12 protein-coding genes are annotated in these 13,071 nt (G+C 68.5%); 5 read left to right on the top strand and 7 right to left on the bottom strand.

The features are described 5' to 3' along the window. The first annotated feature begins 3 nt into the window (after positions 1 to 3). The 3 genes from AB0M22_RS04115 to AB0M22_RS04105 are packed head-to-tail and all read left to right on the top strand — an operon-like array spanning position 4 to position 2,943. Positions 4 to 1,392 carry an MFS transporter gene (locus AB0M22_RS04115; RefSeq protein WP_364720786.1) on the top strand — a complete coding sequence of 463 codons (1,389 nt, stop codon included), beginning with the start codon at positions 4 to 6 and terminating at the stop codon, positions 1,390 to 1,392. 25 nt (positions 1,393 to 1,417) lie between these two features. After that, a complete protein-coding gene (locus AB0M22_RS04110) occupies positions 1,418 to 2,227 on the top strand; it encodes a mycofactocin-coupled SDR family oxidoreductase (RefSeq protein WP_364720783.1) in 810 nt (269 codons plus the stop codon). Next, positions 2,227 to 2,943 (top strand): SDR family oxidoreductase, encoded by a 717-nt coding sequence (locus AB0M22_RS04105; RefSeq protein ID WP_364720780.1) that lies wholly within the window; start codon positions 2,227 to 2,229, stop codon positions 2,941 to 2,943. Before AB0M22_RS04110 ends, AB0M22_RS04105 begins: the two co-directional genes overlap by 1 nt. A 33-nt stretch (positions 2,944 to 2,976) precedes the next feature. Here AB0M22_RS04105 and AB0M22_RS04100 read toward each other — a convergent pair whose 3' ends face one another. Then, positions 2,977 to 4,359, bottom strand: a complete 1,383-nt coding sequence (locus tag AB0M22_RS04100) for a DoxX family protein (RefSeq protein WP_364720777.1) — start codon at positions 4,357 to 4,359, stop codon at positions 2,977 to 2,979. Positions 4,360 to 4,682: 323 nt separating this feature from the next. Here AB0M22_RS04100 and AB0M22_RS04095 point away from each other — a divergent pair, with 323 nt between their 5' ends. Together AB0M22_RS04095 and AB0M22_RS04090 are read left to right on the top strand one after the other, a co-directional pair. Next, a complete protein-coding gene (locus tag AB0M22_RS04095) occupies positions 4,683 to 5,813 on the top strand; it encodes a phosphotransferase family protein (protein ID WP_364720775.1) in 1,131 nt (376 codons plus the stop codon). Between the two features lie 8 nt (positions 5,814 to 5,821). Next, positions 5,822 to 6,919: a hypothetical protein gene (locus tag AB0M22_RS04090; protein WP_364720772.1), complete on the top strand. Its 1,098-nt coding sequence runs from the start codon at positions 5,822 to 5,824 to the stop codon at positions 6,917 to 6,919. A gap of 1 nt (position 6,920) precedes the next feature. Here AB0M22_RS04090 and AB0M22_RS04085 read toward each other — a convergent pair whose 3' ends face one another. From AB0M22_RS04085 to AB0M22_RS04060, 6 genes are all read right to left on the bottom strand, one after another. After that, positions 6,921 to 7,313, bottom strand: coding sequence for a VOC family protein (locus tag AB0M22_RS04085; protein ID WP_364720769.1), 393 nt, complete (start codon positions 7,311 to 7,313; stop codon positions 6,921 to 6,923). Between the two features lie 38 nt (positions 7,314 to 7,351). Then, entirely contained in the window at positions 7,352 to 7,717 is a 366-nt protein-coding gene (locus tag AB0M22_RS04080) for a cobalamin biosynthesis protein (RefSeq protein WP_364720766.1), read from the bottom strand. A 263-nt stretch (positions 7,718 to 7,980) separates the two neighbouring features. Continuing rightward, the gene (locus tag AB0M22_RS04075; protein ID WP_364720763.1) at positions 7,981 to 9,525 is read right to left on the bottom strand and encodes a cobyrinate a,c-diamide synthase; all 1,545 of its coding nucleotides are present in this window, start codon (positions 9,523 to 9,525) and stop codon (positions 7,981 to 7,983) included. A 160-nt stretch (positions 9,526 to 9,685) separates the two neighbouring features. Beyond that, positions 9,686 to 10,300, bottom strand: coding sequence for a cob(I)yrinic acid a,c-diamide adenosyltransferase (cobO, locus tag AB0M22_RS04070; protein ID WP_364720760.1), 615 nt, complete (start codon positions 10,298 to 10,300; stop codon positions 9,686 to 9,688). Positions 10,301 to 10,404: 104 nt separating this feature from the next. Continuing rightward, positions 10,405 to 12,450: a magnesium chelatase subunit D family protein gene (locus AB0M22_RS04065; RefSeq protein WP_364720757.1), complete on the bottom strand. Its 2,046-nt coding sequence runs from the start codon at positions 12,448 to 12,450 to the stop codon at positions 10,405 to 10,407. A gap of 169 nt (positions 12,451 to 12,619) precedes the next feature. Beyond that, positions 12,620 to 13,069 carry a GNAT family N-acetyltransferase gene (locus AB0M22_RS04060; RefSeq protein ID WP_364720754.1) on the bottom strand — a complete coding sequence of 150 codons (450 nt, stop codon included), beginning with the start codon at positions 13,067 to 13,069 and terminating at the stop codon, positions 12,620 to 12,622. Between the last annotated feature and the right edge of the window lie 2 nt (positions 13,070 to 13,071).

Genomic DNA, 13,071 nt, shown 5'->3' with positions numbered 1-13,071 from the left:
GCGGTGCAGACTCGGACATCCACGGTCCATCCGATCGGCGCCATGACGGCGCTGGGCTTCGGCGTGCTGTCGTACAGCCTGACCCAGACCATGATGGTCCCGGCCATCGGCGTGCTGCAGCGGGCGCTGCACACCAGCGCCGCCGGCGCGACCTGGGCGGTGCTCAGCGCCCCGCTGCTGGCCGGCGCGATAGTCACGCCGCTGGCCGCCCGGCTCGGGGACCGCTATGGGCGACGGCGCGTGCTGCTGATCGTGCTCGGCCTCGCGCTGGCCGCGATGCTGGTTGCGCTGGTCGCACCCGGGATCGGCTGGCTGATCGCGGCGCGGGCGGTGCAGGGCATCAGTTTGGCCGTCCTACCGCTCGCCTTCGGTGCGGTGCCGGATATTCTGCGGCCCGAGCGGGTGCCTGCCGGGCTCGCGCTGCTGTCCGGCATGATCGGCGGCACCGCGGGCATCGGCCTGATCGGCGGTGGGCTGATCGTCGACCATGCCTCGTGGCGTTGGCTTTTCGTGGTCGGCACCGGATTGGCCGGCACCGCGCTGGTCGCCGGCTATCTGTTCGTCCCGGAAGGCCTTGCGCACAAGGCGGGGCGGCTGGATCCGGTCGGCGCACTGTTGCTGACGGCCGCGCTGAGCGGAATCCTGTTGGCGCTCACCATCGGACCGGGCAGCGGGTGGTCGTCCGCCCCGACGCTCGCGCTGGCCGGGGCCGGGGTGGTGTTGCTCGTGGTGTTCGTCCGGGTCGAGCGGGTGTTGCGATATCCGTTGCTGGACATGGATCTTGTGCTACATCGACGAGTCGGGATCGCACACATCGCGGCCTTCGCACTCGGTCTGATGCAGTTCCTGTACTACGTACTGGTACCCAAACTGACCGTATTGTCCGTCGACGCAGGCGGATTCGGCCGGTCGGTGACGGTGGCCGGGCTCGTCATGGTGCCGCACACGCTGGTGATCCTGCCGACCGGCGGGGTCGCCGCGCGGATCATCGCCCGGGTCGGGCCGCGCATCCCGCTGGCGGGCGGGCTGCTGGTCACCGCGGCCGGGACGACGCTGCTGGCGCTGTACCACGCGCAGCCGTGGCAGCTGGCGGTCTGCGCGATTCCGATCGGCCTCGGCACCGGCCTGGTGATGACGGCGCTGCCCGCTCAACTACATCGGGTTGTCGAACCGGCGCAGGCTGCCACGGCCAATGGCATCAATACCGTGATGCGCACGGTCGGCGGCGCAGTGGGCAGCCAACTGGGCGCGGCGCTGGTCGCCGGCGGCTTTCGGACCGGCATTCCGGTCGCCTTCTGGGTGGCCACGGCCATCGGAATCGGCGGTGCCGCACTGGTTTTCACCGTGCTGTCGGCAGCCACATCAGTGGAGCACGAGATGGCGCGCAATTGATGTTGTTCCTGCGGAGGGAGATGAGATGACGCGGATGGCCGGCAAGGTGGCGCTGATCACCGGTGCACGTCAGGGCGTGGGGCGGTCGTGCGCGATACGACTCGCGGAGCAGGGCGCGGACATTGTCGCCCTGGATCAGCCGGGGCCGGAATCGGACCGCGCACTGGGCTCGCTGGCGGATTCGGTGCGTGAGCTCGGGCGCAAGTCGGTCGTTGCGACCGCCGACATCCGCGACCTCGACGCGGTCGCGGTCGCGGTGCGGGCGGGCGTGGACGAGCTCGGCCCGCTCGACGTCGTCGTGGCCAATGCGGGGATTTTCGATGCGCCGGGGCCGTCCTGGGAGATCGATGAGGAGGTGTGGCTCCGCTCGATCGACGTGAACGTGACCGGCACCTGGAACACCGTCAAAGCCGCAGTCGCGCAGCTGAATCCGCGCGGCGGATCGGTGATCATCATGAGTTCCACGGCGACGGTCAAGTCGCACGCGGGGTCATCGCATTACTCGGCGGCCAAGAACGCGATCACCGGTCTGGCCATGACACTCGCGAATGAGTTGGGCGAGCGCTCTATTCGGGTGAACTCGGTGCATCCGGGCTCCGTGGCCACGCCGATGATCCTGAATCCCACGACCTTCGCGCGGTTACGACCCGACCTGGACGATCCGACGGCCGAGGACGTGGCGCCGGTGTTGGCGGGCCGGACGCTGCTGCCCGTCCCCTGGGTGGATCCGATCGATGTCAGCAATGCCGTGCTGTTCCTGGCGTCCGACGAATCCCGGTATGTCACCGGACTACAGCTGGTCGTGGACGCCGGCCTGGCGCAGAAGGTCGCGTGATGACGGGACGGTTGAACGGCAAGGTCGCGCTGATCACCGGGGCGGCGCATCAGGTGGGACGCGCGCAGGCCGTGCGTTTCGCGCAGGAAGGCGCGGATATCGTCGCGATCGACACGTCGTCGTGGGATCTCGCCGAAACAGTCGGCCGGGTCGAGGCGTTGAACCGGCGGATTCGGGCGTTCGAGGCCGATATCGGCGACCATGCGGCGCTCGGCGCGGCGATCGCCGCCGGTGTTGATGCGCTGGGTCGGCTCGATATCCTCTGCGCCACAGCCGATGTCGATTCGACCGGCCCCGCGCTCGACGTTGCGGCGCCGGACTGGAGGAACGCGCTGGAGGCGAACCTCACCGGCGTGTGGCGGATCTGCAAGGCGGGCATCCCGCACCTCGTCGAAGGTGGACGTGGTGGCGCGATCGTGCTGCTGGGATCGGTGGGCGGGTTACGCGGCCTGGCCGGCGTAGGTTCGGCCACGACCGCCGAACACGGCGTGGTCGGGCTGATGAAGTCGCTGGCGAACGAGTTGGCGCAACACCACGTGCGCGTGAATACGGTGCACCCGACACCGCACCGTTTCGGGAAGGCGATGCACCTGTTGCCGGTGGAATCCGTCGAGCCGGAGGACATCGCGAACGCCAGCCTGTTCCTCGCCTCCGACGAGGCGCGTTTCATCACCGGCGTCACCTTGCCCGTGGACGCCGGACACTGTGTGAAGTAGCCGCACGCCCTGGATAGCGTGCGGCTACGTCGGTCAGCTGAAGTGCGGGTAGTCCTGGACCCACTTGAACTCGGTGCTGCGCAACGGGAACGAGTCGAGGTCCACTTGCTCGAGCGAAATCGTGACGTGGTGGCCGTTCAGTTGGCCGTCCAGGCTCAATCGGTCCGGCGCGGGCTGGGTATAGGTGAACGAGGCGACCTGCGTCGGCTGCGCCTGCGCGATCTGCCCGGGCAACGCTTCGCCTGCCGCTTGGGACACCGTGAGGGTGTGGGCCTGGGTGTCGACCGTGCCGACCACCGGTACCAGCGTGCCGTCCATCTTCTGATAGTTCATCCCGCCGATGTCGAAAACCACTCGCTGCCAACGGTTCTGGTCGGTGGCCAGCGGCGCGAGCGGCTGGCCGTCCTGACTGAACTCCGACACCGTCCAGATCCCGTACAGCGCGGGTTTGTCCGCGCCGCCGCTCTCTTTCCAGAACTCCAGGTCCTGTTGCACCTGACCGAGCAGCACCCACACGCCGAGCACGACCTGCACCCCGGCCGCGATCAACCGGACGCGACGCGAACGGAACGGCTCGGGTTGCGTCGCGGGTGCCGAAGAGCGTTGCAGCACAAGCACGTTCGCCAGCTTCCCGGCTTGCGGCGCGAGCAGCACCAGCGAGATCAGCATGAGGTGCCCGGCCAGGATCTTCACCGGCACATCGAAGGTCATGTTCAGCACGAACACCTGCATCATGCTCACCAGGCTGATCATCGTGCCCAGCGTCGCGGTCCGCGGCAGGAACAGCAACAGCCCGCCGAGCACCTCCGCCGAGCCGAGCAGGATCTCGTAGACCGGCGAACTGCCGACTTGCATCCAGAGCACCGCCGCCGGGGTGAAGTCGCCGTACTGGGTGAGCAGGGTGGCCAGCGGCGGCTCCGGCATCTGCGACGGGATGACCTTGGCCATGCCGTAGAAGAGCATCTGCCCGCCGAGGCAGAGCCGCAGGAAGAGCAGGAACCAGGCGTTGAGCCGCTGATAGTTCGGGCGGTGGCGATCCAGCACCGTCCACAACGCCGCCACCAGCACCGCGACCACCAGGATGCAGAACAGGAAGACCCAGATGATCGCCTGATCGCCGCTGCCCGAGTCCAGGTGCAACTCGACGTCCGCGCCGAAGACGTGCCGCCCGGCCCACTCCCAGATCGGACTCAGCGGATACAGGAACCCATTGATCGCCCGCTCCGGCAGCTTCGGACCGAGCGCCCCCGAATAGACGAACAGGAACTGCGGAAAAATCAGGCAGAACAGCCCGAAATAGGTGAAGCAGAACCGGAATGCGATGCGGGTCAACAGGTTCCACCGCTTGTCCGGGCCGGCATCCACGGCTTCCGCGTCTCGGTCCCGTTCGACCGACACCGTTCTGACAGCACTCAAAACGAACCCCTCAATCCGAAAACCTCCGCGTGCGGCCAACGGTATTTCGGCGAGGAGTTGCCGACATCCAGGAAATCCCCGGTCTTTCCCTAGGTAATCAGTCGTACGTGCTACCCACACCCAGACCCTCGTGCCAACCCGGGGTGTCGCCGAGTACTCGCATGTCAAGGCCCGGTTCCGGCCAGTGAGCGGGTTCGAGAACCTCGATCGTTTTCCGCCCACGGGCCGACTGGAACGCGTTACTGTCGCGTATCGCGGCGGACCGCCGTCGATGTGGGCTGTGCCGAGGCAGGCCCGCGTTTCATGGCGTCAGGAGGACAACGATGGCCGAAGATCCGGATCCCGCCAAGCGGCAGCAGCTGACCGTCAGCGAGCGCGATCTCGACGTGCTCGCCGAGGATCTGGCGCGCTGGCTGGATTCGCGCGTCTCCGCCGATCATCCGCCGAAGGTCTCCGGGCTGTCCCGGCCGCAGTCGGGCGGGATGTCGAGCACCTCCATCCTGTTCGACGCCGAATGGAGCGTGGACGGGCGGCAGGAGCGCGGATCGTTCGTGGCCAGGATGGCGCCCGAGGACGGCTCGTTCCCGGTATTCGAGACCTACGATCTGGCCACCCAGTACAAGGTGATGGCCGGCGTCGCCGAGACCACCGACGTGCCGGTGCCCGGCCTGTGCTGGCTGGAAGAGGACGAGAAGGCGCTCGGCACACCGTTTTTCGTGATGAAGCGGGTCGACGGCCGGGTGCCCACGGACAATCCGCCGTACGTGTTCATCGGCTGGCTGTTCGACGCGACCGCCGAGGAACGCGCGCGGCTCACCGCGAACACCGTCGAGGTGATCGCGAAGGTGCACGCCATCCCGGATCCGGCCATTCGGTTCCCGGCCCTGCGTGGTCCGGGGCAGTCGCTGCGCAGGCACGTCGAGGCGCAGAAGGCCTGGTACCGCTGGGCACTGTCCGACGACGGCTTCGAGATCCCTTTGCTGGAGCGGACTTTCGCCTGGCTCGACGACAACTGGCCCGCCGATCCGGGACCCGACGTGCTCAGCTGGGGCGACGCCCGGCCCGGCAACATCATCTACGACGAATTCGATCCCGCCGCCGTATTGGACTGGGAGATGGCCGCATTGGGGCCGCGCGAGCTGGACGTCGCTTGGGTGATCTTCATCCACCGGTTCTTCCAGGACATCGCCACCCGATTCGAGCAGCCGGGCCTGCCCGACTTCCTGCGCCGCGCCGACGTGGTCGCGAAATACGAAGAGCTGACCGGTCATACGGTCCAGAACCTGGATTGGCACATCATCTACGCCGCGCTGCGGCACGGCATCGTGATGGCCAGGGTGAAGCGTCGGATGATCCATTTCGGCGAGGACACCGACACCCCCGACCGGGACGACTATGTCATGCATCGAGCCAGCCTGGAACGGCTGCTCGAAGGAACCTACGAGTGGGATTGAGATCTGCCATGCCAGTTCCGTTGGACGAGTACCCGATTCACCAGACCGGTCTCTCGCTGGCCCGGGTGGCCAGCACCGACCGCAACTTCTACGACCGCAGCTATTTCAACGGTCACAACCGCGACGGCGGCACCTTCTTCATCACCGGCTTCGGCGTCTACCCGAACCTCGGGGTGACCGACGCCTACGCGCTGGTCCGCCGCGGCGACGTGCAACGCAGCGTGCGCTTCTCCGACGCGCTCGGTGACCGCAGCCTGGAGCAGCGGGTCGGCGGCTACCGCATCGAGGTGGTCGAGCCGCTGCAACGCATCCGGGTGATCTGCGAGCACGACGACCTGTCCTTCGACCTCACCTGGGAGGGCGCCTTCCCGACCGTGCAGGAGCAGCCGCACCTGATCCTGGCCGGCAATCGGCCGATCATCCAGGCGTCGCGGTTCGCCCAGCTCGGCTCGTGGGCCGGGACGTTGCACGTGGACGGCGACGACATCACCGTCGACCCGGCGGTGTGGACCGGCACCAGGGATCGGTCCTGGGGCATCCGACCGGTCGGCGAGAGCGAGCCGCCCGGGCGCGTGGCCAGCGAACCGGCCGGCGGCTTCTGGTGGATGTACGTGCCGCTGCGGTTCGACGATTTCGCGGTCGTCGTCATCGTGCAGGAGGACCCGGACGGGACCCGCACGCTGAACGACGCCGTGCGGATCTGGCCGGACGGGCGCACCGAGCAGCTCGGCTGGCCACGCATCTCGATCGACTACCGTTCCGGCACAAGGATTCCCGTCGGCGCGCGACTGGAACTGACCACGCCGGACGGCAAGCCGCTGGAGATCGAGGTGACCACGGGCACCAATGTGCCGCTGCACGTCGGTTGCGGTTACGGCGGCGACCCGGACTGGCAGCACGGTCAGTGGAAGGGGCGCGACTGGTCGTTATCCAGCGTGTACGACCTCACCGATCCGGCCATCGTCGCGCGCACGCCCTACGGCGTCATCGACCATGTGGCGCATGCTCGGTGCGGCGACGCCGAGGGCTGGGGACTGTTCGAACACGCCAGCCTCGGCCGGCACGACCCGACCGGCTTCGCCGACTGGGGCTCGGTCGCGCCGTAGGTCAGAACGCGGGGCGGGCCAGTTCGGGACGCTTGCGGTAATCGGTCAGGCCGATCACATTGCCCCACGGATCGGCGATCTCCACGCTCCAGCCGGTCGCGACTTCGAAGGGCGCGGTGCGCATCTCGACACCGCGCCCTTCGAGTTCGGCCGCGGCGGCCTGGGCGTCGGGCACCTCCAGCCAGACCCGCATCGCGGGCGGCCCGCCCTGGCCTGCGGCCGGATCGACCATGGCCATGATGCCCGGGGTCTCCGCCGCGACGCCGAACAGTGCGATGCCGCGCTCGGGCACGGTGAAGCGCAGCGAGAGGCCTAGTCCGGTCGCGTAGAAGTCCACTGCGGCGTCGAGATCCCCCACGGGAACCAGCACGTTGTCGATCCCTCGGATATCCACTCCGTCATCAAACCACTCGATGAGCGCGCGCGGAGCCCTCAGTCGGAGATGCGCCGTGCCGCAGCGATGACTACGCCGTGCACAGTGCGTTTGGGGACCACCAAGTCGCCGCCGCCGGCCGCGAGGATGGCGGCCGCCTCGGCGACGCTCGCCGTGCCCACCGCGGCCACCGTCCGCGAATCAGGGTTCGGCACAGCCACTTCGGCCAGTTCGGCGGCGGTGAAGGTCCGAATCGGCACGCCCAGGATTGCCGCCGCATCGAGCAAACCGGGCTCTGCGGCGCGTCGATCGATGGTCGCCAAGCAACTGACCTCATTGAAGGCCAGCACTTTACGTACCACCACGACGATGCGGTCAGCGGAGGTCCCGGGACGCAGCCCTAGGCCGACAATCAATTCAGGCACTGATCACCTTCATGCTCATAAGAGCGGAGAGTCGCACACGGCGTGCGGCGGATGGAATTGCGACAGCAGTCGCTCGGCGCAGCAAGATCCACGCCGCGGCCCGGGGCTTCCGCCACTGGATAACCGACCCGAGCACCCGCGTATTCGGCCGCCGCCACGAAGCGGATCGCGGATTCGAGGTACCCATCCACTCGACGGCTTGGACCAGCACCCACCAAATCGGTTGCGGCACAAAGTGGTGCAGGCTCGAGGACTCCGCCCGCTCAGTGGCTGGCATGAGCGCGCGCGTACTCGGTTGCGGTTGTGACGAAACGGGATGTGGCTTTGGGGTTTCCGGCTGGATGGGTGTGTAGGTAGGAGGCGTGGACGTGGTGGACGAGCGCGCCCTCGCGGGCGGGTGCGCCGTCGCTGCCACGCCAACCCCACGCGGGGGTGGCCGAGGCGGCTGCGGTCACGCGGGTTCGATGGAATTCGTGTCCGCGGACGCGTTCGCCCGCTCGCCACAGCGGGGAATCGGCCAGCGCCACCGCATCTCGATAGCCGAGGGTCAGTCGTGGGCCGAATTCGGCGTCGGCGTCGATCACCCCGGCCATCGGATGTCCGTCGAGTGAACGCGTCAGATAAAGCAATCCCGCGCATTCCGCATGCACCGGCATACCCCGTCGGGCCTGCTCCGCCACCGCGCTCAGCAGAGCGGTATTCGCCGCCAGCGCCGCCGCATGCTCCTCCGGGAAACCGCCGGGCAACACCAAACCCGCCGTCCCGCTCGGTAATTCGTCCCGCAGCGGATCGAACACCGCCACCTGCGCGCCTGCCGCCAGCAGCAATTCGCGATGCTCAGCGTAACCGAAGGTGAAGGCAGGCCCGCCCGCCATCGCAATCAGTGGGCCGGAGCCTGTGGACAGCTCCGAAATGCCGGTGGATCGGTCGCCGACCGGACCGGACGTCAGACCGTCGGCTCCCCCGGTCGATGCACCGGCAAGGCCGAATCCGTTGTTGCCGAACGAAGTTACCGCGCTGTCCGTAGCGCCATTCATACCGCCCGCAGCGTGCTCTTCCCACACCGCTTCTACCGGATCCCAGGCCGGTCCGCTCGCGGTCGAACGAGACAGGGCCGCAATTGCCCGTAGATCTACATGGGCCGCCACCAGATCCGTCATCGAAGACACCGCAGCGGTTGCGGCCGCTCCGTGCTCCACCGCGGGGATCAACCCGAGATGCCGTGAGGGCAACTCCAATTCGGCCATCCGCGGCAGTGATCCGAGCACCGGCAGTCCGACGCGATCACAGGCCGCCCGCAAAACCTGATCGTGCCGTTCGCTACCGACCCGATTCAGGATCACCCCGCCGAGCCGAATACCGCTGTCGAAGGTCGCGAAACCGTGCAGCAGCGCGGCCAAACTCTGACTGTGCCCACGAGCATCCACCACCAAAATCACCGGCGCACCGAGCAAACTCGCGACCTGCGCGGTAGATCCCTCGGCGACCGGCCCGGCATGGTTCTCATCGATGCGACCATCGAACAGCCCCATCACGCCCTCGACCACCGCGAGATCGCAGTCCCGCGCACCGTGTTGATACAGCGGCACAACACATTCCGCTCCGACAAGCACCGGATCGAGATTGCGCCCCGGCCGCCCCGCCGCCAACCCGTGATACCCCGGATCGATGTAATCCGGCCCCACCTTGAACGGCGCAACCCGATGACCGGCCCGCCGTAGCGCCCCGATCAATCCCGTTGCCACCGTGGTCTTCCCACTCCCGGAAGCAGGCGCGGCAATCACCACCGCAGGCACACTCGCACTCACGAGACCTCCCCAACCCGCAAGGCAACGACCTTCCCAGCGAACGCCGAACGGCTCGCCGCACCAACTGCCGCCCGCTGGCGGAATTCGCACCACGTCTCGGGATCCGCACCGGCTATGGGGCCCCATACCGGGCGCGGATCCCGAGAGAGAGTGCGGGAGTTCACCATTCGATGCCGCGCTGGCCCTTGCGGCCCGCGTCCATGGGGTGCTTGAGCTTCGTCATCTCGGTGACGAGGTCGGCGGCGTCGATGAGCGCCTGGGGTGCATCGCGGCCGGTGATGACCACGTGCTGGTTGCCGGGGCGGGTGCGCAGCGTCTCGACGACCTCGTCGATGTCGACCCACCCCCACTTCAGCGGATAGGTGAACTCGTCGAGGACGTAGAAGCGGTGCTGCTCGTCCTTCAGGCGACGGGCGATCTCCTGCCACCCGGCGAGCGCGGCGGCGGCATGGTCCTCGTCGCTGCCCTGCTTGCGGGTCCAGGACCAGCCTTCACCCATCTTGTGCCATTCGACCGCGCCGCCGGCCCCGGTCTCCTCGTGCAGGGTGCCGAGGGTGCGGAAGACCGCCTCCTCCCCAACCTTCCACTTGGCGCTCTTCACGAACTGGAACACCGCGACGTCGAACCCCTGGTTCCAGGCCCGCAGCGCCATGCCGAACGCTGCGGTCGACTTCCCCTTGCCCGGCCCGGTGTGCACGGCGAGCACCGGCTGATTGCGCCGCTGTCGCGTGGTGAGGCCGTCGTCGGGCACAGTCTCCGGAACACCCTTAGGCATCGAATCTCCTTGTCAGTCCACGACTCATCATCGAGCCGCCCACATCGTCACGCCGATCCTCGCCGCCGCGCGGCCCGCGCGACTGCCGCGCGGACCGTCGCCGATCAAGCCGCGCGCACCGCCGCCGAACCAGGCCGCCCGGATCCGGCGCGCACCACGTCGGCGACCGAATCGCCGGTCAGCTCAGCAAGTTTCAGGTATCCCCCGCGCAGCTCGCGCGCCAGCTCGGCGGCGAGACCGAGCCGGATCATCCCGCGCTCGCAGTCCACCACGATCGAGGTGACCCCGTCGTTCGCGAGGCGGGCGGCGGCCGCGCGGGCGCGCGGCAGCGGATCCACCCCACCGGTGGCGCGACCGTCGGTGAGCAGCACCAGCATCGGACGGCGGCGCGGGTCCCGGACCCGTTCCCGCAGTACGATTTCGCGCGCCTTCACCAGCCCGGCGGCCAGCGGCGTCTTGCCGCCGGTGCGCATGGCGGACAACCGGCGCACGGCGATATCGACCGAAGACGTCGGCGGCAGCACGAGTTCGGCGTCCTGCCCACGCACCGTGATGACCGCGACCTTGTCCCGCCGCTGGTACGAATCCCGCAGCAGGGTGACGACCGCGCCGGTGACGGCGGACAACCGATCCCTGGACGCCATCGAGCCCGAGGCATCGACCACGAAGACGACCAGATTGCCTTCGCGCCCTTCGCGATACGCGCCGCGCAGGTCCTCGGCCGCCAGCTTCAGCGGACCGTCGCCGCGGCCGCGCGACCACTGATGCGGCGCGGCGGCGAAGACGGTGCCGAGCAGGTGCAGGCCGGTCGAGGTATCGGTGCTCGGCCGGACGACCCGGCCGTGCCGCGACTCCGCCCGGGAGCGCCGGCCGGGAGCGCCTTCGCCGATGCCGGGCACTTCCCAGCGCGGCGGCTTCGCGGCGGCCGAACCCGGTGCGCCACTGCGACCTTCGCGCGCGCTGGGCTGCTGCCCGCTACCGGGGCCGTCAGGCGGCGAGTCCGGGTCGTCATCCGGGCCCTGATCTCCGTCGGCGGGCGGTGACTGATCGGCGGCGGAATCCTCGGACTCGGACTGATTTGCCCCCGCCGGCGACTGCCGCTGCTCACCGGACTCGAATTCGTCTGTCTCGCTGAGCGACTCGTCTGTCGCACTGGGTGACTGCGCTTCGCGATCCACTTCCTCGGCGGCATCGCGCATCGCGTCGTCGAGCTGGTCCTCGCTGATCCCCGGCTCGTCGAACGGATCGCGCCGACGCCGGTGCGGCAGCGCGAGTTCCGCGGCGATCCGCACATCCTCCTCGGTGACCGCGTCCGCGCCGCGCCACGCGGCGTGCGCCGTCGCGGTCCGTGCGACCACCAGGTCCGCGCGCATGCCGTCGACGTCGAAGGCGGCGCACAGCGCGGCAATTCGCCGCAGCTCCCCGTCGTCGAGCCCGACCTCAGCGACCCGATCCCGCGCACCGAGGATGCGCTCGGCCACCGCCCGATCCGCGGCGGCATAACTATCGGCGAATCCGGCCGGATCGGCCTCGTAGTCCAACCGCCGGCGCACCACCGACATCCGCACGTCCACATTCCGCGAGGCGGCCACGTCGACGGTGAGCCCGAACCGGTCCAGCAGCTGCGGACGCAGCTCGCCCTCCTCCGGGTTCATGGTGCCGACGAGCACGAATCGCGCCGGATGCGAGTGCGAGACGCCGTCGCGTTCGATGTGCACCCGGCCCATCGCCGCGGCGTCGAGCAGCACGTCGACCAGATGGTCGTGCAGCAGGTTGACCTCGTCGACGTAGAGCACGCCGTGATGCGCGGCCGCCAGCAGACCGGGCCGGAACGCCTGTTCCCCGTCGCGCAGCACCCGCTCCAGATCCAGCGAGCCGACCACGCGATCCTCGGTCGCACCGACGGGCAGTTCCACGAGTCGCGCGGGCCGCGCGCCGGTCTCGTCGACGACCGGCGGCAGCAGCTGCGCCAGCGCGCGCACCACCGTCGACTTCGCGGTGCCCTTCTCGCCGCGCACCAGCACACCGCCGATGCCGGGGTGCACCGCGCACAGAATCAACGCCAGTTGCAGCCGCTCCTGACCGACCACGGCGGAGAACGGAAAACCCACCTCGAGGTCGCTGCCCGGACGCGTACGTGATCCGGTCAACGAGTGAGGCGACGGCACAGTTTCGGCATGGGACAACGACACGCCCCAACTCTATGCGCGCTCGCGCAGTCCACCGACGCTGCCCTGCGGATCGAGGCATCCCCTGGAGACACCACCGCCCTCGTCGCGGGTGGGCGACGAGGGCGGCGGCCGATCAACGGCTCGGCGATCACCCCTTGCGCATCGGAATGTGCAGGATCCCGTCTTCGTCGAATTCCTCACCATCGGGCTTGAACCCGTGCTTGGCGTACATGTCCACCAGGTAGGACTGCGCGTTCAACCGCACGGTCGCCGAGCCGACCTCAGCGAGCGCCGCCTGCAACAGGCGCGTGGTGTAGCCGTGGCCGCGGGCGGGCGGAACCGTGCAGAGCCGGCCGATGCGGAAGGACTTCACCCCGTCCGCGTGCTCCTCCAGCAGCCGCAGCGTGGCGATCACCTCGCCCTCGTCATCGAGCCAGAAGTGCCGAGTCTCCGGCAGCAGGTCCAGCCCGTCCAGTTCCGGATACGCGCACTTCTGCTCGACGACAAAGACTTCGACGCGAAGTTTCAACAGCTGATAGAGGGTGGCGTTGTCGAGATCCAACGCCCATGACCGTTTGAGAGCAACCGTTGACATCATCG

The sequence above is a fragment of the Nocardia sp. NPDC051756 genome, from assembly GCF_040681495.1.
Classification (GTDB): Bacteria; Actinomycetota; Actinomycetes; order Mycobacteriales; family Mycobacteriaceae; genus Nocardia.
Note: the sequence above shows the minus strand (reverse complement) of the source record. Positions and strands in the feature narration are given on the sequence as shown.